This is a genomic window from Halopenitus persicus, from assembly GCF_900107205.1.
Taxonomy (GTDB): Archaea; Halobacteriota; Halobacteria; order Halobacteriales; family Haloferacaceae; genus Halopenitus; species Halopenitus persicus.
On sequence record NZ_FNPC01000004.1, the window covers coordinates 253,616 to 277,931 of the forward strand.

Consider the following 24,316-nt stretch of genomic DNA (forward strand, 5'->3'; position numbering starts at 1 on the left):
TGCCTGCCGTCCCCGCTCCGAACCGATGTCCCTAACTGCCGGGCGCCCCCGGTCACGGGTATGCAGGACGCCGTCTCGGACGAGCGGAACGTCGTCTTTCTGGTTCTGGATTCGCTCCGGACGGACCGGGTGTCGGCGTACAACCCCGCCGTCGAGTTCACGGACCACATCCAGGAGCTGGCCGACTCGGCGACGGTCTTCGAGAACGCGGTCACGCAGGCCCCCTGGACCCTCCCGTCGCACGCCTCGATGTTCACCGGGGAGTACCCCTGGGAGCACGGCACCACCCACGCGAGGAGCTATTTCGACGATGGCCGGAAGACCTTCGTCTCCGCGTTCCGTGAGGCGGGATACGACACCGCCGCGATCACCCCGAACGTCTGGATAACCCCGCACAAGGGGATGACCGGGGACTTCGATCACGTCGAGAACTTCCTCGGCACTGCCGACAACCGGCTGAGCGTCCGTCTCTCGCGGGCGTTCGCGAAGTTCTACCATTCCCTCGGCGAGACGCCACGTCGAGTGCTCGGGAGACAGATCGACCGCGTCTTCAGGGCCTTCGACGTCGACGACTCCACCCGGTCCGAGGAAACCGTGGAGGCGGTGACCGACTACCTCGGCGACCGCGGGGACGACGACGGGAACTTCTTCCTCTACGCCAACCTGATGGAGCCCCACGAGCCGTACCGGCCCCCGAAGCGCTACGCCGAGCGCCACGGCGTCGCCGAGGACGCGGCGATCCCGCACCGACAGAAGGACGTCTTCACGATGGACGACATCGACTTCGACCAGCTCGAACGCGTCTATGACGCCTCCGTCGACTACACGGACGATCTCGTGGGGCGGGTCGTCGCCGCGCTCGAGGACAACGGCCTCCGCGAGGACACCGTCGTGGTGCTGCTCTCCGATCACGGCCAGGCGCTCGGCGAGCACGGCGGCGACTTCGGCCACCAGTTCACGGTGTCCGAGTCGGTCGTGAACGTCGTCCTGATGGTCGATCATCCGGATCTCGAGGCCGACACCGTCGTGGAGCCGATCGAGCTCAGGTCGCTCAGCGACCTCGTCCCGTACTACGCCGGCATCCGCCCCGCACCGGACCCCGACGACGTCTTCCCCGAAACGGTGTTGGGCGGGTGTGAGTTCCCCGAGAACTTCACGGGCTACATCCCGGCCGACCGGTGGGACGACTACTACCGGAAGCACAGATACGCGAAGCGTGACGGGGTGAAGGTGGTCAAATCCGTCACCGAGGACGGCGCGGCAACCTACGAGGCCTACGACCTCGAGGCGGACAAGTCGATCCCGGTCCCGCCGGACCTCAAGGCCGCCGTCGACGCGACGGGTGACGTCGCTTCCGGCGATATCGAGTCCGACGACTCCGAGTCCGGCGACGGTACCGATGACGCCGGGGACCGTCCCGTCGACGATGCCGTCGCGGACCGGCTTGAGCAGCTGGGCTACCGATGAACGTCCCGATCGCGGCCGGGAGACGGGAGTGGATCTGGTTCGTGGCGACCGGCGTGTTGTTCGCCGCGCTCCTGTATCTTGCCGACCTCGGGGAGTTCCTGGCCGCGCTCGTGCGGACGGATCCGTCCCACTTTGCGGTCGCGTTCGTCGTCGGATTCTCGTCGCTGCTGTTGTGGGCCTGGGTCTGGCACCGCTTCTTCCGCCATATGGGAATGGATCCGACCCCGTCGGGAACCGTGACCCTGTTTCTCACCGGCCACTTCCTGAACTCGATCACCCCGCTCGGCCAGTTCGGCGGGGAGCCGATCATGGCCTACGTCGTCTCCGACTCCCTCGAGACCGACTACGAGAAGGCGCTGGCCGCCGTGGTCTCCGCGGACATCCTCAACGCGGCTCCCTTCTTCACGTTCACGTTCGGCGGCCTGTCGTATCTGGTCGTCGTCGGATCGCTGAACGGGTTCCTCCGCAACGTCGGCGCGGTCTCGATGCTGCTCCTGCTCGTCGGGATCGTCCTCGCGTACCTGCTGTGGTCCGAGGACGCAACGCTCGTCGATGCGGCCGTCGGTGCGCTCCACGCGATCGAGGCCCGCATCGACCGGGCGGAAGGCCTCGTTCGGTCGCTGCGCGACCGCGTCGTTCGCATCGAGGGACACTTTCAAACCGCGGGCCGTGACCCCTCGTTTCTGGCCGCGACCGCGGTCGTCTCACACCTGGCGATACTGGCACAGATCGTCTCGCTGTATTTCGTCTTCCTGTCGCTGGGGATCGAGCCCGACCTCGTCTCGCTGTACTTCATCGTCAACCTCTCGGTCATCGCGACGATCTCGCCGACGCCCGGCGGATCGGGTACCTACGAGGTCGTCTTCTCCGGGCTCGTGACCCTGTTTTATCCCGTCGGGCTGGCGACCGCCGTGACGGCGGCCGTGCTCTTTCGCCTCACGACCTACTGGCCGGGGCTCCTCGCGGGCTACCTGTCGCTGTTCGTCGTGAAGGGCCGATCCGTCGACGACGGTGCCGACCTTGGGGACTGAGCCCTCGACGCCGACGGGACGGCGCGACGACGTCGCTCCCGTCGCCCGACTACTCGGCGGTTCTCGTTTTCCCGGCGACCGTCACCGGACGCTCCGCGCTCAGGATCACCGACTGCGTGACGCTGCCGAACAGCGCCTTGCCGGCGGGTGACCGCTTGCGACCGCCGAGGTAGATCGCGTCGACCTGCTCCTCGTCGGCCGCCTCGAGGATCGCGTCCGCCGGGTCGCCGCTGGCCTCCAGCACCTGGTTGTCGATCCCCGCCTCCTCGAGCAGGTTCTGAACGGTCCGGACGCTGCCGACCTGCGTCGCCGAGGCGCCCGCGGGGTTGTCCACGAAGCAGTGGAAGATCGACACGAACACCTCCGTGCTCGCGCTCGGGAGGTCGGCGACCGCCTCGGCGATCCGGGTGCTTCGACTCTCGTCCTCGTCCACGGCCAACAGTACGTGGTACATACCCGCCGCTACGTCCGGAGGGGTTTTGGAGTTTCCCCTGCCGCCGCCGGGGATGGGGACCGGACTCGAGCGACGGTGCGGCTTCGAAAACAGCGGGACGACCGCGGATCGGTTACGTGATGGAGTAGGTGGCAGCCGCCATCAGCAGGAGCGCGAACGCGAGCGCGACGGCCATCAGGTAAGTCAGCGACCGGTTCTCCCACTTGAGGTGTTGATAGTAGCCGACGATGAGCGCGCCCTTCAGCGCGGCGGCCCCCATCGTGCCGGCGAACGCCTGCTCGTAGGTGAAGAACTGGTCGAACTCGAAGAAGACGAACTTCGAGGTCGCCAGCCCCACGAGCGCGACGTACACCAGCGCGTAGAGCTTGATCGAATCCGACGCCATTGTTCACGCGAAATATGGGTGTGCGTCCTTATAGGTTTACCCATCCTCGTCGTCGGGACCCCGCCATCGCTTCCACAGGTAGTACCCGACGAACGGGCCGACGACCCAAAAGGAGACGCCGACGAGCGTCCAAAAGATCCCGCTCAGCAGTCGGGGATCGGTGAGCACGTCCGGGACCATATCGTCACTCGACCGTCGAGACGTAAATACCCGTGCAAGCGGTCTTGCCGTTCGACACGTCCACGGTATCCGACACGAAACGTCCCCGACGAGCCGGGGACGCCCGAAACGGGCGGGCGTCAGAAGAGGTAGAACAGCGGGAAGAGGATGACCCAGACGATGTCGACGAAGTGCCAGTAGAGGCCGAAGTACTCGACTGGCCGTGGGTCCTCCTGATAGGCGCCGTTCCAGGCACGAACGAGCAGGAATCCGGCGATCAGCAGCCCGATGACGACGTGGAGCCCGTGGAGGCCGGTCGTCACGTAGTAGATCGTCGCCTGGACCGGGTCGCCGTGGGAGTTCTGGGTGAGCGTGACGCCGACGTCGTAGATCTCGTGGTGCCACTCCCACATCTTGATCGACAGGAAGGTGAGCCCGAGCAGTATCGTCGCGCTCAGGTAGGCGATCAGACCCTTTCGGCTCTTTCGGCGGGCGTACACCAGCGCGAGGATGACCGTGAACGAGGAGGTCAACAGCACGAAGGTGTTGATGAGTCCCGGCAGCGAGTCCGTCAGCGGCTCCCAGGTGTACCAGCCCGCGGCCACGCGGATGAAGACCGCCGCGGAGATGAACGCCCCGAAGACGATGACGTCGGAGGCCAGGAAGAACCACATCCCGAGCTTCACCTTCTCGACGCCCTCGAAGGGCCACCGCTCGGCGATCTCCATCGGCGGCGCGTAGAAGTCCTCGAGGCCCCATTTCACGGCGGTCCAGATGATCCCGAGGAGGCCGAGGGCGGTGAAGACCGGATAGACGGGATTACTGACCGTGATCCCGGTTCCGAACAGCGTGTCGGCGGTCGTGATGTCGATCGACGAGGAGACGCCCGAGAGGCCGAAGAAGAATATCCCGGTCGCCAGCGAGAGCGCGAACGGCCAGATGCTGGCGTGGCTCGCGTGCTTGTCCCAGTAGGGGTAGCTTTCGATGTGGTCGTCGCCGTGACCCTCGCCGTGTCCGCCGTCGGTCGCCGCGGCAGGACCGTCGTGGTCGTCGCTCGGCGTGAGCGCCTCGGAGACGAACTCGAGCTTGCCGGAGGCGTAGGAGGGTCGACCGCCCCAGTTCTCGAGCGGCGGCGGGGAGGAGACCGCCCACTCGGCGGTTCGCGTGTACTCCCAGGGGTTGTCGGGCGCGTCCGGTCCCGACACGTAGGACTTCGCGAAGTTGTAGAACATGATGAAGAAGGACAGCCCGAGAACGACCGCGCCGATCGTCCCGAACTGGTGCATCGGCTGGAAGGCCGGGTCGTACTCGAAGACGCGCCGCGGCGTCTCCCAGGCGAGGAACATCGAGAAGTACACCGCGTTGAACCCGATGAAGAAGATCACGAAGTGGACCTTCCCGAGGAACTCGTCGTACATCTTCCCGCTCATCTTCGGGAACCAGTAGTAGATGCCGCCGAACAGCGCCGTCGCGCCGCCGAACATCACGTAGTGGAAGTGAGCGACGACCCAGTAGGTGCCGCGGAACTCGTAGTCGAGCACGATCGCCCCGAGGAACACCCCGGTGATGCCGCCGACGATGAACAACAACAGCGCGCCGAAGGCGAACAGGAACGGCGTCGTGAACTTGATCCGTCCCTTGATGAGGGTGTAGATGAGCGAGAAGACGACGAGGTCGAACGGCAACGAGATCCCGATCGACGTCGCCATCATCAGCGTCTTGACCTCCAGGTTGATCGTCGTCAGGAACATGTGGTGGGTCCACACGAGGAACGACTGGATCGAGATGAGACAGATCGCGATGATGACCCACTTGCGTCCGACGAGCCGGTTGCCGGAGAACGACTGGAACAGCTCCAACATTACGCCCAGCGCGGGGAAGAAGACGATGTACACCTCCGGATGGCCGAAGAACCAGAAGAGGTGCCCCCACAGCAGCGCGCCGCCCTCGGTCGCCGAGAAGTAGATGCTCCCGAGGATGCGGTCGGACAGGAGGATGAGCGCGACCGCCAGCAGCGCCGCGAACGCGAACAACATCATGTAGACGGTCGCGAGGATGGACCAGGTGAAAAGCGGCATGTCCATCAGGCCCATCCCCTCCGCGCGGGAGTGATGGATGGTCGTCAGGAAGTTGATCGTCGACGCCGTGATCCCGATGACGAACATCGCGAGCGCGAGGATCGCGCCGGTCGACCCGAGGCTCGGCGTGTACATCGGCACGTTCAGCGGGGCGTACATCGTCCAGCCCGTGCTGAGCGTGCCGCCCTGGAAGTAGCTGATGCCGAGGAGGATCCCCGAGAGCGCGTACATCCAGTAGGAGAGGGCGTTCAACCGGGGGAACGCGAGGTCGTCCGCGCCGATCTGCAGCGGAACGAAGTAGTTCGCGAACCCGAACCCGAACGGCGAGAGGAACCAGAAGACCATCACGAGGCCGTGGGTCGTCACCGCCTCGTTGTAGGCGATCTCCGAGAGGAACTGCGCGCCCGGCTCCCACAGCTGGAACCGGATGAGCAGCGCGAGCATCCCGCCCATGATCAGGAAGAACAGCGCGGTGATCGTGTACAGGATGCCGACGTCCTTGTGGTTCGTCGTGACGAACCAGCGGCGGAGTGACGTCTTCGGCGGGAGTTCGGACATTACGCTTCAACCCCCTGGGCGGTCATCGCGTTCGTCGCGTTCTCCATTCCGTTGCCGGAGTCCGTTCCGTTGGTGGCGGCTCCCGACCCGTCGGATTCGTTCTCGAGCGCTGCGGCCTGTTCGTCGTACCACGTGTTGAAGTCCTGGTCGTCCATCACGACGATCTCGCCGGTCATATAGGAGTGTCCGGATCCGCAGAGCTCGAAGCACTCGATCTGGTGGGTTCGTTCCTCACCGCTCGCGAGGTCTTCCCCGTCGGTGGTGAACCACGTCTCGGAGTAGTCGCCCGGGATCGCGTCGGACTTGATCCGGAGATCGGTCACGCCGAAGGTGTGCCACACGTCCCGTGACGTCACCCGTAACTCGATCGCCGAATCCTCCGGAACGTACAGCGTGTTCTGGGTGGTGACGCCGTTGGGGTACTGGAACTCCCAGCCGAACTGGTAGCCGACGACGTCAACCTCCATATCGGCCGACTCGACGCCGGGTGCATCGGGCCCCTGCTCGACGACCAACAGCAGGCCGTACGCGTAGACGACGAGGCTGATGACCACGATCGCGCTGAGTCCGAACGACAGGAAGAGTTTCTTCGCCTTCGGCCCGCCCTTCCCGGTCGGCAGCTCGCCGAGCACCGGCGGGTCGAAGCTCTCTTTCGGTTCGCTTCCGTCGTCCCGATACTTGTACGCGTTCCACAGCATGTATGAGACGACGATGACTCCGATGAGCGTTCCGAGCCCGAGGAAGACGGAGAAGATCTCGTTGAAGATCTCGGCCTGCGCCCGGAGACCATCGGTCCCTTGCAGTAATACTGACGCTATCATATTCTTTTCTCGGCCCTTGCCTGTGACTTGGTGATGCCGCACTTATCTCTTTTGTAGCGCGTTCGTCAGCGGTCGGTCTCGGGGGCGCGGCTTGGACGTTCGAGACCGGGGTTTGGCCGTTCGAGACCGCGGATTCGGCGCTCACGGCGATGTGACGCGAGGGCGTCCGTGGATATACGAAGGCTATTTGTATACACGACCGGACCATCCGAACAACGAGGACACACAGACAGCTATGGTCTCACTAACGCTTTTGAGTACGGTACTGATGGGGCTGCTCGTGATCGCCACCTTCGTCGCCGTCGGGCGGTTCGGCCGCACGCCGGAGCTCGTGACCGGCGACGGCGACGGCGACCGGTACGACCGGGTCGTCGCTCGCCTCCGATCGATCGCCAGTTCGCCGACGGTCTGGGCCATCACGTTCGTCGTCTTCGCGGCCGGACTCGGGCTGTTGACCGTGCTCGCCGTTGGGAACTTCGGGCTGCCCGAGGGTCTCCCCGGCACCCTGCTGAACGTCGTCTACGGCCTCGTCGGACTCCTCATCGCCGGCTTCGTCTTCTTCGGCGCGTACGCCGCGACGCGCGAACACGGACTCGGGAACGCGCAGGGGGTCGCCGCCGGCTCGATCGCGCTCGGGATGGTCCTGATGCTCGTCATCGCCATCCAGCTCGTCGTCGGGTTTGCGGGCTAAGCAGCCGCGGGTTCGCGGGCTAGGCGACCGCGATCCCGTATCGGCTGAGGAACTCGCTGACCGATTTTATTACCACCGGACTGCCGATGATCCGGCAGCGTCCGTCGGACTCGACGATCGTGACCGTAAACTCCGCCTCCAGACGGTCCCGGATCCCGTCCAGCGACTGACAGGGGAGGACGATCTGGGTGCTGTCTCTGAGGCGCGCCGGATCCGGCATTCGACGTTCGAAGCCTCTCACAGGGACCTCATAACCGTGACGAAACGCGCGAGTCGGCGATCCGAGTCGCCGGACTTGCCAGACGATCTCTCCGGACTTGCCGGACGATCTCCCCGAACTCGCACGACCAGCGACCGCCATCGGAACGGCGGAGGTCGCGAAGGAACAGGTTTAACGAACTGAGCGGCGGAGTTGCCCCTGATGGGACTGGAAGAGGAGATCGAGGACCTCCGCGAGGAGATCGCCGAGACGCCCTACAACAAGTCCACCGAGGCCCACATCGGTCGTCTCAAGGCGAAGCTCGCGGAGAAGAAGGAGAAGCTGGAGAACCAGTCCTCCGCCGGCGGCGGCCACGGCTACGCGGTCGAGAAACACGGCGACGCCACCGTCGCGCTCGTCGGGTTCCCGAGCGTCGGCAAGTCGACGCTGATCAACGCCCTCACCAACGCGGACAGCGAGACCGGCTCCTACGAGTTCACGACCCTCGACGTCAATCCCGGAATGTTGCAGTACCGGGGCGCACAGATACAGATCCTCGACGTGCCGGGGCTGATCGAGGGGGCGGCCGGCGGGCGCGGCGGCGGCAAGGAGGTCCTCTCGGTCGTTCGGACCGCCGACCTCGTCGTCTTCCTGCTCTCCGTCTTCGAGATCGAGCAGTACGATCGGCTGAGCGAGGAGCTGTACGACACCAACATCCGGATCGACGCCGAGCCGCCCAACATCAACGTCCGCAAGACCCACAAGGACGGCATCCAGGTGACCACGAGCGACGAGGTGAGCCTCGAGGAGGAGACGATCAAGCAGGTCCTCCGCGAGTACGGCTACGTCAACGCGCAGGTGACCATCCCGCACGACGTCACCATCGACGAGCTCGTCGACGGCGTGATGGACAACCGCGTCTACCTCCCCTCGATGGTGGCGGTCAACAAGGCGGACCTGATCGACAAGGACTACCTGCCCACGATCAAGCGGGAACTGCGCGAGCGCGGTCTCGACCCCGAGGAGGTCGTCTTCATTTCCGCGGAGGAGGAACGCGGCCTCGACGGGTTCACGGAACGCGTCTGGGAGGAACTCGGTCTGATCCGGATCTATATGGACAAGCCCGGTCGGGGCGTCGATTACGAGGAACCGTTGATCCTCTTCGAGGGCGACACCGTCGGCGACGCCTGCCGGAAGATCGGCGGCGAGTTCGAGGACCGATTCAAGTTCGCCCGCGTCTCCGGCCCGAGCGCGAAACACGACGAACAGCAGGTCGGACGCGACCACGAGCTCGCCGACGAGGACGAGCTCCGGATCGTCGCCCGGAAGTGACCCCGTGACCGACGCTCGTCCCGACCGAAACGGTGCGGATCCGGACGGGTCCGCGACCGCCGACCCCCGATCCGACAGCATCCGGATCGAGGACTCCGGATCCGAGGACCTTCGGATCGACGATCGGGCGGCGCTCGCCGCGGCCGTCGGACTGCTCGCCGTTCCGGTGACCGTCATCGTCGACGGGGACGCGTACACGATCGTCTCGCTGTGGGGATTGGTCACCGTCGCGCCCGGCCCCGGCGGCGAGACGGTAGTCAGCGGCTACCCGCTGTGGCGGTACCTTCTCGACCATCCGCTGTCGTTCGGCGCGCTTCCCGCCTCGATACGGGCGTGGCCGCTCGCGCTCGCGTTCCATCTGCTTGCCGTCGGGAGCGTGGGAACCGGCGTTCTTTGGGACCGAGAGGATCGTCGCGTCACGGGCGGTTTGCTCGTGCTCGCCGGTATCGCGAGCCTCTCCGTGGCGCTCGGGATCGGGTTCCGATACGGTCTCGGCGCCCCGAGCGCCGTCGGGACGGTCGTTCCGCTCGCGGCGATCTGTGCGTGGGCGTGCGCGATCGCGTTGTACGGGCCGGCACTCCGGGGAATCCTCGGTCGATAAGCCGCTCGTCGCGGTGGTCGCTCGGCACGGTCGGTCGTACAGCACTTCCTCGTCACGCCGTTTTCACTCCGTCCCCCCGGTCTCCGGCCGATAGCCGCGGCTGACCGACTTCCAGGTTCCGGAGTCGAACCGCCAGTAGTTGATCGCGGCGGGAACGACCGTCTCCGCGAGGAAGCCGAGGTAGACGCCCCACAGCCCGAGCGGGGTCGTCGCGCCCACGTACGCCAGCGGGATCGAGACGCAGAACATCCCGAGAAACTGGCTGAGGAACGGCACCGTCGTGTCGCCGCTCGCATCGAGCGGGCCGGCGGCGCCGCCGGCCACGCCCTGGAACACGATCGCCACGCAGGCGGCGTACACGAGCGTGACCGCGATCGGGATCGCGGGATCGCCGGGGTCGTCGACGAACAGGCCGACGATCGGCTCGGCGAAGACGGCGACGATGACCGCCGAGACGAGATACGTCGCGACCGCGAACCGGATGATGTCGCGGCCGTACCGCTCGGCGGCCGCCTCCGCGCCGGTGCCGAGCTCCTGGCCGACGAGGCTCGAGGCGGCAAGCCCGAAGCCCCAGCCGGGCGTGTTCATGATCCCCCAGATCCGCCTGGCGATGACGAACGCCGCGACGACGTCCCGGCCGAAGATGTCGAGGATCGCGAGCATCGGGAACTCGGCGGCCGTCCACACGAGGTTCCGCGCGCCGACCGGCGCGCCGATCGAGACGAGATCCGAGAGGGTGCCTGGGTCCGCGTACGCGCCGATGGGATCGATCCGGACCGGAAACGTCCCGACCGCGGGGAGTCCGCCGCGGACCAGCCCGATCGCGAAGGCCGCGCTGACCACGACGTTCGAGAGGACGGTCCCGATCGCCGCCCCGACGACCCCGAGTTCGAGCCCGAAGATCAGCACGGCGTTGAGAACGACGTTCGCGACCGCGCCGCCCGCGCGCAGCTGCATCGCGGTGTAGGCGTCGTCGGCGCCGACGAGCACGCGGCTTCCGACGAGGTTGAGCGCGGCGAAGGGGATGCCGAGGCCGACCACCCGGAGGTATCGCGCGCCCAGCTCGATCGCGCGGGCGTCGCTCGAGAGCAGCCCGATCAGCTCGGCCGGGACGAGCCAGAAGGTCGCCGCGACCGGAAGCGTGATCGCGACGACGAGCGTGACGCTCCCGCGGACGGCCTGCCCGAGTTCCTCTCGAGCGTCCGCGCCGTACCGCTGGGAGACCAACGCGATCGTCCCTCCGGCGACGCCGCCGCCGATCGCGAACGCGAGCCCCCAAAAGGGCCCGGCGAACCCGACGCCCGCGATCGCGGCCGAGCCGACCGCCACCCCGACCATCGCCACGTCGACGGCGTTCTTCGACATCCGGGCGATCCCCGTGACGACGCGGGGCCACGCCAACTCCGTCGTGCGGATCGCGCGCTCGCGGTCGATGAGCCCGAGGCGGGCGAGCGCGAGCCCGATCCAGCGAATGACGAGCCGGACCGGATTCGGAGGGCGGATCACGTGAGACATCCCCCGTTTCCGGTTCAGGCCTAAGGGGTTTCGCTCGCCGGCAGTCGTCTCCGGGAGCCGGGTCCGGACCTGTGCTGCGGATACCCGAGGACGGTACGTTTTTCCACGAGTTCGCCCAACCACGATCCGTATGAATCCGCTGCTCGATCACGTGATGATCCGCGTCGAGGACCTCGAGGAGAGCCTCGAGTGGTATCAAACCAACTTCGGCTACGAGGAGAAGGGCCGCTGGGAGGCCGACACGTTCACGAACGTCTACCTCGGGCCCGAGAACGGCCACGATGACGGCGCGCTCCTGGAGCTCACCTACAACCACGACGACCGGACCTACGATATGGGCGACGCCTGGGGCCACATCGCGGTTCGAGTCCCGGAGGACGGCCTCCAGGACGCCTACGACGAGCTGCTGGCCAACGGCGTCGAGGACTACCGCGACCCCGAGTCCTGTGGCAACCGGTACGCCTTCGTGAAGGACCCCGACGGCCACGAGATCGAGATCGTCAAGCGCGACCACGGTGCGAAGTGGAGCCTCGACCACACGATGATCCGTGTCGAGGACGCCGACGAGGCGATCGGCTTCTGGACGCGCAAGTTCGAGTACGAGCCCGCCGGCCGGTGGGAGGCCGACACGTTCGCGAACTACTTCATGGAGCCCGCGGACGCCCCCGAGGAGGCGATGTCGGTCGAGCTTACCTACAACTACGACGGCCGCAGCTACGAGCTGGGCGACGCCTGGGGGCACCTCTGCGTCCGTACCGCCGACCTCCAGGGCGACTGGGAGACGCTGATGGAGCGCGAAGCCACCGACTACCGCGACCCCGAGTCCTGCGACAACCGATACGCGTTCACGACCGACCAGGACGGCCACGAGATCGAGATCCTGAACCGGGAATAGAAGCCACTTCCTCCGGCTCTGTCCCCGCGTGACCATCTCGATTCCGCCGATCGATCTTTTGAGAATACATATCTGAATGACATTCGACGGTCGGCCGCAGCCTCACTTTTTGCAAGAATAGACTGTTCAAATAAATGCTTTATTAACTATCCATTGTGGTTAATTGAACTCTCTCGGTAGTGGTGATATCAGCGACGCGCGTCGGACGTGGTGGTCGACGTCGCGGTCGCGTATCGCTGCGTCCCGGTGTGGGTTCGTCCACTATGACGAGGCAGACCTTCGCAACTCGATCGGCGGTTCGAACCGTTTTGCTCATCGCGATCGTCGTTACGGCAGGCGTTGTTCCGGGTGGGTTCGCTGGTAAATCGACGGCGATCGATTCCAATAATAGTTCGATTACTGCGTATAGTGATATTATAAACAAAAATTCTCAGCACGAAATTATCACCGACTTTAATTCATCCTCTAAAACATCTAACTTAAGCGATGTAGTATTAGATTATAATGAGTCAGTATTTGATGATAATCTATCATCTTCAGATATTACTGTCTATTATGAAGGTACAATGACTGAGCACGATATCTATACTGAAGTTATATATTCAACTAGTCAAGATTTTGATACTATTGCGACAGACGGCAGCCGTCTCTTACTGAATTTTAGTCAACCACTTGAGATTCGTGATGACGGTTTATTAATCGTATATCTCAATGACGGTGGTGATCATACTAGTCAGCAGAAATCCGGCAGTAGACTAACGAACCCACGTACACCCGGACAATATGGTGTTGATGTTCTTTTACAGACGGGCGCTAACTCACTCACCAGCGATCTCTCCGGACAGGATGAATTTAATCTTGGACTAAATATACGAGATCGAACAGTTACTAATACATCCACATCAGATATCGATCTGACAAACAGTACTCAAACGACGGTAATCGCCGAAACCGGAGACTCAACTACTGAGGCAACTCTTGGTATTGATGAGTTCAATAATGGAAGTGTTGATCGTACCTATTTAAATACTTCAATTTCTAATAATGTTGCCACATTCACAATTGGAACTAGCAGTGGTGATATCATTCTGGATGAACACATTGGGAATTATACTGTAGGTGTCTCTGGCGATTCTGGAATTACTACTGATGATGATATATCAGGAGCAGAATCAACATCAGTTATTGAGGTTGTCGGCTCTACTCTAGATATTAACATCGCCAATGCAGTGAATATCACCCAAGAATCTGCCACATATAATATTAGCTTAAATAATACCGGCGGATCGACGTACACGGACACGGTCGAACTCGTCGTGAACGGAACGGTCTCGGACACGCGCTCGGTGACGGTCGCGCCGGGGGCGACGGAGGCCCTTGAACTGTCCCACGACCTCGAAAACGCGTCGGCCGGCGAGACGCTCGACGTGGCGGTACGTGGTGACCACGATCGCGTGACCGGGACGACCGAGGTCGTTGACCCGCCCCACTACGCTCTTGAGTTGAACGAGACGACGTCCAGCCACGAGCGCAACGGCACGCGGTCGCTTTCCATCGGGGGGACGATCACGAACGTCGGCGGCGCGAACGCGACGGAGTCGGTCTCCGTGACCGCCGATCTCGGGTCGGGAGCGGTGCGTCGGACCGCGACGGTCGACGGCCTCGACGCCGGCGAGTCACGCTCCGTCACGGTCACGTTCGACGACGACGCGCTCGAGCCGCTTGCGGACGGGACGCACCCGATCGTCGCGACCGAATCGGCCACAGACGGGACCGCGAACGGTACCCTCTCGCTTTCGACCGCGGACGCGGAGACGACGACCGACGACGGGACGGCCACGACTGATACGACCGAAACGACCGACGACACGGATGAGATGGACTCCGAGGACTCAACTGCCGGCGGCGGATCCGGGACAGGAACGTCCGGCGGCGGGGGCGGCGGGGGTGGCGGTGGCGGCAGTGGCGGCTTGGCGGGATCCGTGAACGACGACGCCGATGCCGGCGACGGCCGGAACGAGAGCACTACCGCTCCTGAACGCGGGGTCGTCGGCCCGGGCTCGGTCTCGCTGGCCGAGCCGATCGTCGACGCCGCCAGCGGCGACGTCGTCGAGATCACGGTGACGGCGGATGAACTCGCCGAGGGCGGGGCGCTCGTGATCGGGAACGAAACGACCACGGGATACGAGGCGGCCGTCCGGATCACCTCCTTCGGCGACGCCGATGCGGCGACCGTCCGGTTCAACACCTACACGGCGGGCACGACCGCCGGCCCGGTGGTCGAGCTCGATCCGGCGTCCGCCGCCGCGGGGGCGACCATCGAGTTCGATCCCCGAACCGATCAGCGGCGCCGCTCCGACGCGCTGGCCCCGGGCGAGTATCCCGTCACCGTTTCGACCGCGCAGCACCCCGAGACGGCCGTCGCCGATCCGGCTGACGTCGGGGTGCTCACCCTCGCGCCCGCGGACGCCGGGTCCGCCTCCAGCTGGACCGCCTCGTCGGGGACGGCCCGGTCGATACTCGCGGCCGACTCGCCGGCGGCGGCGCTCTCGACGGCCCGCGAGGAGGGAGCGGTCGCGCGGAGCGACACGGTCGCGTACGGCGACGTCGCCGTCCTCCGGATCGATTCCGCCGGCGTCTCCGGGCTGTTGGCGGTGGCGAGCGACCGCCGCCCCGACGCCGGGGCGACGGAGCGGTTTCGCGCCCTCACGAGCCCCGACTGGTCGCCGATCGACGGGGCCGATGCGGAGGCGGCGGGAACCGCGTCCGGCGGCGTCCCCGACGAGGACCCGGCGACGACCGCCGCGCCGATCGACCTCGATCTGACCGCGACGTCCGTCGGCGCCGGATCGAACCGCTCGCCGCGGACGGTCGATCCCGACGCGAGCGCGATCGAGGTGGTCCCGGACCACGACCGCGACCGCGTCACGTTGTTCGTCGACACCGCCGACCTCCGGTTCCGTGACGGATCCGCCGTCGACCCCGCGGCCGAACCGGCGGTCGATCTCGGATTCGCCGTCTCCGACCCGCGTATCCGGCGACAGACCGACGGCGGGATCGAGCCGGTCGGTGTGTCCGTGGATCGTCGCTCCTCGTCCGGATTCTCGCCGACCCGGGCCGAACTCCAGTCGATCCGAACCGGGCTCGGGACGCCGTCGTCGGCGATGTCGTTCGCGCCGTCGTCGGCCGTCGAGATCACGCCGCTCTCCGGCGGCTCGGAGGCGACGACTGGATTTACGGTGGTCGAGCGCGACGTCCGGTTCGCGGCCGACCCCTACGACGCCCGCGCCGCGCCGGGTCAATCGTTCGCCGGTACGACCACGCTCGCGCCGGGAACCGAGTTCACGATCCGGGTTCGGCCGATCGACGGGACGGGATCGGCGTTTCGGGGCCGAAACGAGTCGGTTCGGGTCGCGGCCGACGGCACGTGGGCGGCCACGGTCGACCTCTCCGCGCTGGCCGTCGGGGATCGCTATCGCGTGTCGGTTCACGGTCTCGACGGCCTCGAGTCGCGTCCGACCGTCGAGGGGCGGATCCGGGCTGCCGATCCGACCACCGAGGCGGTGACCGGAACCCCGCCGGCCGCGGTCGCCAGCTCGCCCGCCGCCGAGGAACCGACGACCGGAGCCGGTGGCGGGGATTCGGGGGCCGACGGGGTCGACCGTCCGGCCGACGGATCGGGCGGATCGAGTACCGACGCGGACGACGCCGTCGATGGATCGGATACCGGCGGTGGCTCGGGCGCCGTCGACGAGGTCCGCAGTCGCGTTGGATCGGTCGTCGGAACGCTCGTCACGGAGCCGATCGGCGACCTTCTCGCGGCGCTTGAGGCGGTTCGGGATCGGATCGACGTCGGCGCGATCGACCTCGGTGCGATCGACGTCGAAGCGATCGCGTCCGCGATCAGCCTGGCGCTGTTCGTCTTCGCGACGTATCGCCGCGTTCGGTAGTCGAGTGGGTCGGTAGTCGAGTGGGTCGGTAGTCGAGTGGGTCGGTTGTCGAGTGGGTCGGTTGTCGACTGAAACCGATGGCTCCCGTCGCGGGAGCGGTCCGGCCATCGCGACTCGGTTTTTGACGGCACCGTCGCCGTGACCCGATCCCAACGACAAGGGCTTTATTCGGCGATCCCGTGGCTCGTGGTGTATGCTCGACGTGCTCGGTCAGTCGGTGCTTGCCGCGCTGCCCGATACGTTCACGTTCGCGTGGCTCGTCGCGATCCTGTTCGCGATCGGCGCCCTCCTCGACCGCCGCGGCCTCCCCGCCGGCCGGTCGCTTGCGGCGGGTGCGTGGGGGCTGTTCGGGCTCTTCTGGCTCACGATGGTGCCGTACTTCGCCTTCGAACACCAGAGCTACGTCGAGAGCATCCTCTCGCTGGTCGCCGTCCCCGCGTGTACCTACGCCGGCTACCTCCTCCACCGCGGCCGGGAGTCCCTGTTCGTCCTGACGCGCGCGGTCGCGGCGATGCTGTTCATCTATCTCCCGTTCGAGACGATCCCCGCGGTGACCGTCGGCGGGGTCACGCTGCCGGAGCCCAAGCGGGTGCTCATCGAGATCGTCGCCGCCCAGACCGCGACCCTCATCGACCTCCTGGGATACGCGCCGACGATGATCGAGAGCTCGGCAGGCTACTGGGCCACCTTCCGGTGGATCTACGGTCCCGAGGAGCACGTCATCCTCGTGTCGGTCGTGCTCGCGTGTACCGGCATCGGGAGCATGGCGATCTTCGGCGGCCTCATCGCCGCCGTCGACGCCCCACTCTCCCGGAAGCTCCGCGGGCTCGCGGTCTCGATCCCGCTCATCTACGTCCTGAACATCGCCCGGACGACGTTCATCACGATCGTCACGGGCAACCAGTATATGCACTGGCAGCCGGAGCTCGTCCTGGCGATGTTCGGCGCGAGCGACCCCTATCGCGTGTCCTTCTTCGTCTCCGACCGGATCCTCAGCCAGCTGCTCGCCGTCGTCGCCCTCGTCGGGATCACCTACCTCGTGGCCCGACAGCTCCCGGAGCTCGTGGTCGTCCTCGAGGACGTCCTCTACGTGCTGACCGGGGAGGAACACGACCTGCTCGAGGCGCTCGACCTCCCGCGGGAGCCGACGAACGTCGACCGCTGACCGGGTTCCACACCGTCCCCTGGGGACGCTTTTGTGGTTCCGCCGTGAACCCCACGTATGAACGACACCGAGACGGCGGTCGCCGTCGTCGGCGCCGGTCCAGCGGGGCTCGTGGCGGCGGCGCGGCTCGGGGAGGCGGGCGCCGACGTGACGGTGCTGGAACGCGAGGACGCGGCCGGCGGGCGCGTTCGAAGCCGAACCGTCGACGGCTTCACGATCGACCGCGGATTTCAGGTGCTCTTCGACTCGTATCCGGCCGCCCGTGCCGAGCTCGACCTCGAGGCGCTCGACCTCCGGGCGTTCGCCCCCGGCGCCGTGATCTGTCGGCCGGGATCGCGGTCGACGCTCGCCGATCCGTTCCGCGATCCGGGCGCGGCTCTCGAAGCGGCGTTCTCGCGGGAGATCACGCTCGGGGACAAGCTCCGAACCCTCCGGCTGAAACGCGAGTTGCTGCACGGATCGGAGTCGAAGGCAGGGACGTTGGGCGACGTGCGCTCCGGCTCGGCAAATGGAGCCGACGAGTCCATTCGGTCGTTCCTTCGGGACCGGGGCTTCTCGGAGGCGTATCTGGACCGGTTCGTCGCCCCCTTTTACGGCGGCATCACCCTCGATCGGTCGCTGTCGACGTCCGCGCGCGTCTTCGTCGAGACCTTCCGCGCGATGAGCGACGGCCGGACGGTCGTGCCGGCCGCGGGAATGGGCGCGATAACCCGCCAGCTCGCCGATCGGGCGCGGGACGCCGGCTGCACGATCCGCCTCGAAACGGCGGTCGAGGGACTGACGGTCGAGGAGTCGGCGACCGGTGATACGAACGCTCGCGCCGAGGGAGTTCGCCTGCGTCTCGCTGACGGTTCCGAGACGGTCGCCGACGCGGCGGTCGTCGCGGCGTCGCCGCCGGAGGCCCGCCGGCTCACGGACGTCGAGTCGATCCCGACGGACGGCGTCGGCTGCGTCACGCAGTGGTACACCCTTCCGCCCGGGCGCTCGCTCGGGATCGGTCCCCGGATCCTGTTGAACGCCGGCGACGAGCGACCGAACACGGTCGCCCCGCTCGGCGCGGTCGCCCCGGAGTACGCCCCCGACGGCCGGACGCTGTTGGCGGCCACGTTCGTCGACGACGACGCGTTCGACCGTGACGACGCGACGCTCGCCGCCGAGACCGAGCGCGCGCTCGCGTCGTGGTTTCCGGAGCGCTCGCTCGACGGACTGCGGACCCTCGCGACCGACCGGACCCCGTTCGCGCAGTTCGCGCAGCCGCCCGGATTTCGGGAGACGCTGCCGGACCCGACCGCGCCCGCGGGTCCGGTCGTGCTCGCGGGCGAGTACACCCGGTGGTCGTCCATTCAGGGGGCGCTCGCCAGCGGCCGGCGGGCGAGCGAGATCGTGCTCGAGTCGGTGGCGTGAGGATACGACCGTCTCGACCGGGGCCGCGCCGTCTTATGGCGGGGATCTCGCGGGCATCAGCGTCGTTTCCGGCTCGCGCGCCGCTCCCGCCTCGCGCGCCGTGCTCTGGCGGTCGCGGCGGCGCCCCGTGAGCGGTCGGCCGCCGACCGTGGCTCAGGCGGCTCGGCACCCCCGTCCGCTCGTCGGCAGTACTCCGTCGCCGTGGCGTAGGCTTCCCGAACTCGGCGGAACGCCTCCTCGTCGCCGCCCTGATCCGGATGCACGTCCTTGACGCGCTCGCGGTAGGCTCGTTTCACCGCGTCCTCGTCGGTCGACCGGGGCAGCTCCAGCTCCGCGAAGGCGGCTGCGACCGGATTCGCACCCGGTTTGTCCGCGGTTCCGAACGCACCTTCGGTCCCGAACCCGCCGCCGGCTCGGCCGCGGGCCGATTCGCTCGCCGACTCGGTCTCCGGCGTGTCGAAGGGGAGTCGGTCGCCGAGCCCGCGGCCGGGCAGCTCGTGTTCACAGAGGACGGCGGCGATCCCGGCCCGCTCGAGCCGGAAGAACTGCTGGGCGTCGAACGTGATGGCGACCTCCCGGTCGGGCAGGTAGAAGTCGACGGGGTCGCCGTCGACGGAATGGTCCTCGCGGAACCGCTCGTCGATCGCCGACAGGTACGACCGGATCTCCGTCCGGCGCCTGGCGTCGCCGTCGATCGACGCGCCGGCCGCGGCTGCGTCGGCGCCGGCCGGCAGCAGCCGGTCGCCGAAATAAAAGAGGGCGACGACGCCCCCGGTCGCAAGCGTCCCGACCCCGATCCCGATCAGGAGCCACGCCGGCAGCGGGGGAAGCGTATCGACGACCACGAATTGTCACCGTCTAGTGCACGCACGCGTAAGAACCGCTCGACGGGGGCTGGCGATGCGTCCGTTGGGGGCCGCCACCCGGGCGGCGAAACCGGTTAGATCATGTCCTTCTTCTTGAGCCCGGCGATGATGTCGTCGACGAACTCCTCGACCGACTCGTACGGGAACTCCTGCTCGCCGCCGAGCTTGGTTGCCAGTTCCATCGCCGTGAAGCGCACGTCGCCGGCCTCGAAGGTCGTGCCCGGGCCGTCCGGCAGCGCGGGGACGAGATCCATCTGGTTCTCGACGGGGAACTCCGCGCCCTCGAAGGCCTCGGTGAACTGTGCGCGAAGCTCGGATTCGACGTCAGTCATAGGGGGAGGTTTCGGAGGCAACCAAAAAGCGTTGTGGAACGTCGACCGCTCGGTCTTCCCGCCGGGGTAAATCGCCGGAGCAACCTGCGATCAAACCGCCGGAGTAACCGCCGGATCAAACCGCCGGCACCGGGTCCGTGAGCGTGGAGACGATCCGGACCGACGATCCCTCGAGCGACCCGGTCCGGTCGCGCACGTTGCGGGCGGTCACCCGGATCCGGTAGTTCCCCTCGGGGTCGAGGTCGGTTCCCGGCGGGACGACGATCGCCTCGTTTTCGGCCGCATACTCCCGGTCGCCGACGATCTCGAGGCGCTTGCGGACGACCTCGACCCCCTCCTCGTCGACGATCGCGATCGAGATCGTGTCGAGCGCGACCTGCGGATCGACGACGGTCAGCGCGCCGATCTCGAACCGGTTGGTTTCGGGACTCATCCGGGGATCCTCGAGGACCGTGATCCGCGGGCCGCGACCCTCGGGAACGACGCGTCCCCACGGGACGTAGCGGTAGGCGGCGACGATGAGGCCGAGGGCGGCCAACGACAGGAGCGTCTGCCAGACTATCGTGCTGCCGATGCCCAGCGCCGAGAGCTCGGAGACGACCGACCAGCCGGTCGCGACCGCGACGCGCTCGGTGGTCTCCGTGGCGGCTCCGTACTCGTCTGCCACGCGCACGTCGACGACGTGCTCGCCGGGCTCGAGGGGATGGGTAACCGTCTCGCCGGTCCTCGTGGTCCCGTCGGCGAACGTCCAAGTCACCGTCGCGTCGCCGACCTCGTTCTCGACGTCCGCGGTGAGGGTCGCCACCTCGGCCGCCCGGTCGTACTCCGCGGAGACCTCGGCGGTCGGCACGTCGTTGGCGATGACCGTCCGGGTGGTCGAGCTCTCGCGGCCGAGGGCGTCGCGGACGGTGAGTCCGACATCGTACTGGCCCGGCTCCGCGAAGGTGTACTCGAGCGTTCGGCCGTTCCGGGTGGTCCCGTCCGGCAGCGTCCACTGGTAGGTGACGTCCGGGTCGACGAAGACCGCGAACGGGGAGAAGCTACGCGTGCGCGCCGACACGACCACGTAGTCCTCGGTCGTCTCCGTCACGGTGGTGTCGAGCAGCTCCCAGCCGGTCTCGGTCCGGTGGCCGAGGGTCGCGCCCGAGGGGTCGGCGTCGCCGAACCGGTCGCGATCGACGCGCAGCCGCACCGTGGCCGGCCGGTCCCGGCGGTTCTCGGAGGGCTCGATGTCCACCGCGCGCACGATCCGGTCCTGCTCCGTGACCCCGCTCGTGACGCTGATCGTCGACCGCTCGCCCGAGAGCCGGGCCGGTTCCCCGACGTTCGTCACGATGGTTCCATCCTCGAGGTCGATCGCGTCGCCTCCGGTGCTGCCACTGGCATCGTCACTCCCCGCCCCGCCGCTCTCGTCGTCGTCGACCCCGTCGCCGTCCTCGTCCTCCGCCGTCGAGATCACCGCTCGCGGGTCGTCGTCCCTGGCGGTGGTGTCGATCGCGTCGAGGTCCTCGCTCGAGAGCTCGCGGACCGTGACTCCGGCATCGGCGTCGGACCCCTCGCCGCCGTCGTCCGCGTCGGTCGTGCCGTCCTCGCCCTCCGGTTCTCCCTCGAACTCGACCTCCACGCCGGTCTCGGAGTCGATCACGTCCTCGCCGGGCGCGTCGTCCTCGGGCTGTTCGCCCTCCTCGTCCGGTTCACCCTGTTCGCCCTCCTCATCGGGCGTCGTCTCGGGAGTCTCCTCGTCCGGCACGCCGACTCCGCCACCGCCGCCACCGCCTCCGCCGACGCCACCGCCGCCGTCGGACGCGTTCTCGTCGGTGTCGTTGCCGTCGCCGACCTCCTCCTCGAGCTCGTAGCCGGTGTGGATCGTCACGCTCGTGAGGAGCCGGTCGCCCTCCTCGATCCCCCGGCTGTCAAGGCCGACGTTCACGACCACGCGCTCGCCCGGCGCGAGCGTGACCGCGTTCTCCTCGCCCTCGATCGGCCGGCCGCCCTCGTCGCTCGCCATCGAGACCCGCTCGCCGCCGTCGTGGGTCACCCACACGAGGACGTCCTGGGTGTCCTGGTTGTGTAGGTAGAAGACCCGGTCGACGGTCGTGTACGCCTCCGCGTTCACGCCCGGATCCGTGAGGTCGATCCGGAGCTCGCCGTCGTCGTCGCTCACGACGTAGTTCCCGTTCGTGCCGTCCGTGGCGCCGAACTCGACGTCCGGCTCGCCGTTAAAAAGGTTCTCGGTCGGTGAGCCCGCCGTCCCCAGCACCGCTCCGGTCGCCACTACCGCGCCGAGCGCGAACAGAACGACGAGCGCGGCGGTGATGGAACGGAGTTTCATTGTGGCGTGGTGGCTGAGGAGATGTTGCGTTCCGTGCTATCGAACGGAGGCGGGCGTCGAGATCGGTCGTGTGTAGACGACCAAATGATACCGGGAACTTAGGGTTAGTTACTAGCTGGTTCCCGTTTAGCTGGCATCGTTAGCAACGAACTCAATAGTATCAATGAGCTCAGCGTCTTGATCGAGGCCGGAATCACGAGTATCAATTTCCATCGATACCTGGATCGTGTCTCCGGGGTTAAGCGTTACAGTATTGGTATCACCAGTGATGTTCGTTCCTGTATCAGGCGTACCGTTGTACAGACTCACGTGTCCCGCGTTCGACCCAGTCGTATTAACATACAGGTTAATAGCATTCTGACCGTTGTTTGTAACGTTCAGCATATTGTTTATCTCAGTATATGCATTGATGTTGACTCCATCCGCACTTTCAGGAGCTCCAAGCTCGATCTGGATCTCACCGCCGTCAGTTGTCACGTACTCCCCGTTATCGGGGCCTTCAGATAAACCAAGCAGCGCGTTTGCGTCACCAGAGACGTTCACTTCGGCGGTCCGTTCTGCCTCCACCGTGGTGAACGCGCCCGTGGCCGTGACGACCGTGATCGCTCCGAAGACCAATACCAGCGCGAGCAGCTTTCCTTTGGGTCGTGCCATAGTTGTTGTCTCCTTGTGTACGCGTCGGCGCGGCGGGCGTCGGTGCCCCCGGCCGGCGTCTCTATATCATACATCTACCCCTACCCCCTTTGTAAGCCCGGCCTACTCGGCGGTTATGCGTTCCTAACGATTCGAGATCAGTTCGTTAGGGCGCCCTAACGTGCCGAATTCGGGGTTTTAAGGGATTCGGCGTGTTAGCAAGTGGCGTGATATCTAGGGGTGGTACCACGTGTCGCGATCAACGTGCACACGCCTCGTCGATCGTGGCGAGCAGGTCGTCCTTGCTGAAGGGCTTCGTGAGGTAGGCGTCGGCGCCGGCGTCCGTGGCGCGGTCGCGGATCTCCGCGGTCACCATCGCGGTGCTCATCACGACCGCGACGTCGGGGCTGGCGCGTTTGATCGCCCGGGTGGCCTCGATCCCGTCGGTGCCGGGCAGGTCGACGTCCATCACGACCACGTCGGGGGCGGTGCGGTCCGCCTCGCGGATCGCCTCCTCGCCGGTCTCCGCGATCCCCACGATCGTGTGTTCCGGGGAGAGAAACCCGCGCAGGAGCGCGCGCTGCATATCGGTGTCTTCCACGAGGAGGACGTCGACCATTCGGGGGAGCTATGGGATACTGTGGACGAATGGGTAAATACTCAACTACTTCGGGTGGCCGATCGTGACGTTCGGCTCACGTCTGCCATTTAAAAACGTCGCTCGTCCGAACGGATAGGAACACTTACAGGAATTCGTTCGGGTTATACGACCACCGTCGCTGCCATGGCCTCTCAATCGCCGTCCTCGATTCTCTCCGCGCTCCGGTCGTCGATTCGGTCCGCTCTCGGGCTGTCGCTGTCCGCGGGCGGCGAGGGCGGCGATCGGCTGACGCAGGACGACGTCTACGACATCCTCTCGAACAAGCGCCGCCGGTACGCGATCCACTACCTCAAGCAGGTCGACGAGCGGGTGGACGTTCGCGATCTGGCCGAGCAGGTGGCCGCCTGGGAGAACGACAAGCCGGTCGAGGCGCTCACCTCCCAGGAGCGCAAGCGCGTCTACATCTCGCTGTACCAGGGCCACCTCTCCTCGATGGACGACCGCGGGCTCGTCGACTACGACGAGACCCGCGGGACGGTGGCGCTGCGGGACGCGGTCCGGGACGCCGACGTCTACCTCGAGGTCGTCGACCCGCGGGACATCCCTTGGGGACAATTCTACCTCGGACTCAGCGCGGCGAACGCGCTGCTGATCGGGTTGGCGTGGCTCGACGTCGGCCTCTTCGCCGAGGTCGGCGACCTCCCCGTCGCGCTCGTCGTCCTCGCCACCTTCGCGGTCTCGGCGACGGTCCAGACGCTTCGTGACGGCCGGATCCGGCTGGGCGACGAGGGACCGCCGCCGGAGCTCCGGTCGGCATAGCGGTGGCGTCGACGCGCCGGCAGCCGGT

At 66.3% G+C, this 24,316-nt stretch carries 22 protein-coding genes; 10 read left to right on the top strand and 12 right to left on the bottom strand.

Going from position 1 to position 24,316, the window contains the following annotated elements:
• Positions 1–60: 60 nt before the first annotated feature.
• Positions 61–1,467, top strand: coding sequence for a sulfatase (locus BLV25_RS08485; RefSeq protein ID WP_176819459.1), 1,407 nt, complete (start codon positions 61–63; stop codon positions 1,465–1,467).
• Positions 1,464–2,498 carry a lysylphosphatidylglycerol synthase transmembrane domain-containing protein gene (locus tag BLV25_RS08490; protein WP_021074464.1) on the top strand — a complete coding sequence of 345 codons (1,035 nt, stop codon included), beginning with the start codon at positions 1,464–1,466 and terminating at the stop codon, positions 2,496–2,498. Before BLV25_RS08485 ends, BLV25_RS08490 begins: the two co-directional genes overlap by 4 nt.
• A 49-nt stretch (positions 2,499–2,547) precedes the next feature.
• On the opposite strand, the gene BLV25_RS08495 is transcribed toward BLV25_RS08490, so the two are convergent.
• The 5 genes from BLV25_RS08495 to coxB form a co-directional block, all read right to left on the bottom strand.
• Positions 2,548–2,952: a universal stress protein gene (locus BLV25_RS08495; protein ID WP_039400434.1), complete on the bottom strand. Its 405-nt coding sequence runs from the start codon at positions 2,950–2,952 to the stop codon at positions 2,548–2,550.
• Between the two features lie 112 nt (positions 2,953–3,064).
• A complete protein-coding gene (locus BLV25_RS08500; RefSeq protein WP_021074466.1) occupies positions 3,065–3,337 on the bottom strand; it encodes a cytochrome C oxidase subunit IV family protein in 273 nt (90 codons plus the stop codon).
• Positions 3,338–3,373: 36 nt separating this feature from the next.
• Entirely contained in the window at positions 3,374–3,517 is a 144-nt protein-coding gene (locus BLV25_RS17375) for a hypothetical protein (RefSeq protein WP_021074467.1), read from the bottom strand.
• Between the two features lie 119 nt (positions 3,518–3,636).
• The gene (locus tag BLV25_RS08505; RefSeq protein WP_021074468.1) at positions 3,637–6,132 is read right to left on the bottom strand and encodes a cbb3-type cytochrome c oxidase subunit I; all 2,496 of its coding nucleotides are present in this window, start codon (positions 6,130–6,132) and stop codon (positions 3,637–3,639) included.
• On the bottom strand, positions 6,132–6,953 hold the full coding sequence (gene coxB, locus BLV25_RS08510; protein ID WP_092732169.1) for a cytochrome c oxidase subunit II: 822 nt from the start codon (positions 6,951–6,953) through the stop codon (positions 6,132–6,134). Before coxB ends, BLV25_RS08505 begins: the two co-directional genes overlap by 1 nt.
• Before the next feature lie 235 nt (positions 6,954–7,188).
• Between coxB and BLV25_RS08515 the strand changes: the two genes are divergently transcribed.
• Positions 7,189–7,644, top strand: coding sequence for a hypothetical protein (locus BLV25_RS08515; RefSeq protein WP_081758050.1), 456 nt, complete (start codon positions 7,189–7,191; stop codon positions 7,642–7,644).
• A gap of 19 nt (positions 7,645–7,663) precedes the next feature.
• Here the strand turns inward: BLV25_RS08515 and BLV25_RS08520 are convergent, their stop codons facing one another.
• Complete coding sequence (locus tag BLV25_RS08520) at positions 7,664–7,864, bottom strand: VNG_1110C family protein (RefSeq protein ID WP_021074471.1); 201 nt, start codon at positions 7,862–7,864, stop codon at positions 7,664–7,666.
• 201 nt (positions 7,865–8,065) lie between these two features.
• Between BLV25_RS08520 and BLV25_RS08525 the strand changes: the two genes are divergently transcribed.
• On the top strand, positions 8,066–9,175 hold the full coding sequence (locus tag BLV25_RS08525) for an OBG GTPase family GTP-binding protein (RefSeq protein ID WP_021074472.1): 1,110 nt from the start codon (positions 8,066–8,068) through the stop codon (positions 9,173–9,175).
• A gap of 4 nt (positions 9,176–9,179) precedes the next feature.
• On the top strand, positions 9,180–9,776 hold the full coding sequence (locus tag BLV25_RS08530) for a TIGR04206 family protein (protein WP_092732172.1): 597 nt from the start codon (positions 9,180–9,182) through the stop codon (positions 9,774–9,776).
• Between the two features lie 63 nt (positions 9,777–9,839).
• On the opposite strand, the gene BLV25_RS08535 is transcribed toward BLV25_RS08530, so the two are convergent.
• Positions 9,840–11,282: an MATE family efflux transporter gene (locus BLV25_RS08535; RefSeq protein ID WP_092732175.1), complete on the bottom strand. Its 1,443-nt coding sequence runs from the start codon at positions 11,280–11,282 to the stop codon at positions 9,840–9,842.
• Positions 11,283–11,421: 139 nt separating this feature from the next.
• Here BLV25_RS08535 and BLV25_RS08540 point away from each other — a divergent pair, with 139 nt between their 5' ends.
• From BLV25_RS08540 to BLV25_RS08555, 4 genes are all read left to right on the top strand, one after another.
• Positions 11,422–12,186, top strand: coding sequence for a VOC family protein (locus BLV25_RS08540; RefSeq protein ID WP_092732177.1), 765 nt, complete (start codon positions 11,422–11,424; stop codon positions 12,184–12,186).
• Between the two features lie 1,229 nt (positions 12,187–13,415).
• Entirely contained in the window at positions 13,416–16,136 is a 2,721-nt protein-coding gene (locus tag BLV25_RS08545; RefSeq protein WP_143114409.1) for a COG1470 family protein, read from the top strand.
• A gap of 193 nt (positions 16,137–16,329) precedes the next feature.
• A complete protein-coding gene (gene artA / locus BLV25_RS08550) occupies positions 16,330–17,301 on the top strand; it encodes an archaeosortase A (RefSeq protein ID WP_092732181.1) in 972 nt (323 codons plus the stop codon).
• Between the two features lie 57 nt (positions 17,302–17,358).
• Positions 17,359–18,705, top strand: a complete 1,347-nt coding sequence (locus tag BLV25_RS08555; protein ID WP_092732183.1) for an NAD(P)/FAD-dependent oxidoreductase — start codon at positions 17,359–17,361, stop codon at positions 18,703–18,705.
• A gap of 56 nt (positions 18,706–18,761) precedes the next feature.
• Here BLV25_RS08555 and BLV25_RS08560 read toward each other — a convergent pair whose 3' ends face one another.
• The 5 genes from BLV25_RS08560 to BLV25_RS08580 all read right to left on the bottom strand — a co-directional run bounded on the left by BLV25_RS08560 (position 18,762) and on the right by BLV25_RS08580 (position 23,487).
• On the bottom strand, positions 18,762–19,550 hold the full coding sequence (locus tag BLV25_RS08560) for a J domain-containing protein (protein ID WP_092732185.1): 789 nt from the start codon (positions 19,548–19,550) through the stop codon (positions 18,762–18,764).
• Positions 19,551–19,645: 95 nt separating this feature from the next.
• Positions 19,646–19,903, bottom strand: a complete 258-nt coding sequence (locus BLV25_RS08565; protein ID WP_021074479.1) for an MTH865 family protein — start codon at positions 19,901–19,903, stop codon at positions 19,646–19,648.
• 115 nt (positions 19,904–20,018) lie between these two features.
• A complete protein-coding gene (locus tag BLV25_RS08570; protein WP_092732187.1) occupies positions 20,019–22,235 on the bottom strand; it encodes a PKD domain-containing protein in 2,217 nt (738 codons plus the stop codon).
• Positions 22,236–22,361: 126 nt separating this feature from the next.
• Positions 22,362–22,889 (bottom strand): DUF1102 domain-containing protein, encoded by a 528-nt coding sequence (locus tag BLV25_RS08575; protein WP_092732189.1) that lies wholly within the window; start codon positions 22,887–22,889, stop codon positions 22,362–22,364.
• 238 nt (positions 22,890–23,127) lie between these two features.
• The gene (locus tag BLV25_RS08580; RefSeq protein WP_092732192.1) at positions 23,128–23,487 is read right to left on the bottom strand and encodes a response regulator; all 360 of its coding nucleotides are present in this window, start codon (positions 23,485–23,487) and stop codon (positions 23,128–23,130) included.
• Positions 23,488–23,652: 165 nt separating this feature from the next.
• Here BLV25_RS08580 and BLV25_RS08585 point away from each other — a divergent pair, with 165 nt between their 5' ends.
• Positions 23,653–24,288: a DUF7344 domain-containing protein gene (locus BLV25_RS08585; protein ID WP_021074482.1), complete on the top strand. Its 636-nt coding sequence runs from the start codon at positions 23,653–23,655 to the stop codon at positions 24,286–24,288.
• The last annotated feature ends 28 nt before the right edge of the window (positions 24,289–24,316 follow it).

Coding starts and splice junctions, on each gene's coding strand:
- coxB (WP_092732169.1), bottom strand. CDS start 6,953: ATGATAGCGTCAGTATTACTGCAAGGGACCGATGGTCTCCGGGCGCAG.
- BLV25_RS17375 (WP_021074467.1), bottom strand. CDS start 3,517: ATGGTCCCGGACGTGCTCACCGATCCCCGACTGCTGAGCGGGATCTTT.
- BLV25_RS08505 (WP_021074468.1), bottom strand. CDS start 6,132: ATGTCCGAACTCCCGCCGAAGACGTCACTCCGCCGCTGGTTCGTCACG.
- BLV25_RS08540 (WP_092732177.1), top strand. CDS start 11,422: ATGAATCCGCTGCTCGATCACGTGATGATCCGCGTCGAGGACCTCGAG.
- BLV25_RS08570 (WP_092732187.1), bottom strand. CDS start 22,235: ATGAAACTCCGTTCCATCACCGCCGCGCTCGTCGTTCTGTTCGCGCTC.
- BLV25_RS08575 (WP_092732189.1), bottom strand. CDS start 22,889: ATGGCACGACCCAAAGGAAAGCTGCTCGCGCTGGTATTGGTCTTCGGA.
- BLV25_RS08565 (WP_021074479.1), bottom strand. CDS start 19,903: ATGACTGACGTCGAATCCGAGCTTCGCGCACAGTTCACCGAGGCCTTC.
- BLV25_RS08525 (WP_021074472.1), top strand. CDS start 8,066: ATGGGACTGGAAGAGGAGATCGAGGACCTCCGCGAGGAGATCGCCGAG.
- BLV25_RS08520 (WP_021074471.1), bottom strand. CDS start 7,864: ATGCCGGATCCGGCGCGCCTCAGAGACAGCACCCAGATCGTCCTCCCC.
- BLV25_RS08485 (WP_176819459.1), top strand. CDS start 61: ATGCAGGACGCCGTCTCGGACGAGCGGAACGTCGTCTTTCTGGTTCTG.
- BLV25_RS08515 (WP_081758050.1), top strand. CDS start 7,189: ATGGTCTCACTAACGCTTTTGAGTACGGTACTGATGGGGCTGCTCGTG.
- BLV25_RS08495 (WP_039400434.1), bottom strand. CDS start 2,952: ATGTACCACGTACTGTTGGCCGTGGACGAGGACGAGAGTCGAAGCACC.
- BLV25_RS08500 (WP_021074466.1), bottom strand. CDS start 3,337: ATGGCGTCGGATTCGATCAAGCTCTACGCGCTGGTGTACGTCGCGCTC.
- BLV25_RS08580 (WP_092732192.1), bottom strand. CDS start 23,487: ATGGTCGACGTCCTCCTCGTGGAAGACACCGATATGCAGCGCGCGCTC.
- BLV25_RS08585 (WP_021074482.1), top strand. CDS start 23,653: ATGGCCTCTCAATCGCCGTCCTCGATTCTCTCCGCGCTCCGGTCGTCG.
- artA (WP_092732181.1), top strand. CDS start 16,330: ATGCTCGACGTGCTCGGTCAGTCGGTGCTTGCCGCGCTGCCCGATACG.
- BLV25_RS08490 (WP_021074464.1), top strand. CDS start 1,464: ATGAACGTCCCGATCGCGGCCGGGAGACGGGAGTGGATCTGGTTCGTG.
- BLV25_RS08555 (WP_092732183.1), top strand. CDS start 17,359: ATGAACGACACCGAGACGGCGGTCGCCGTCGTCGGCGCCGGTCCAGCG.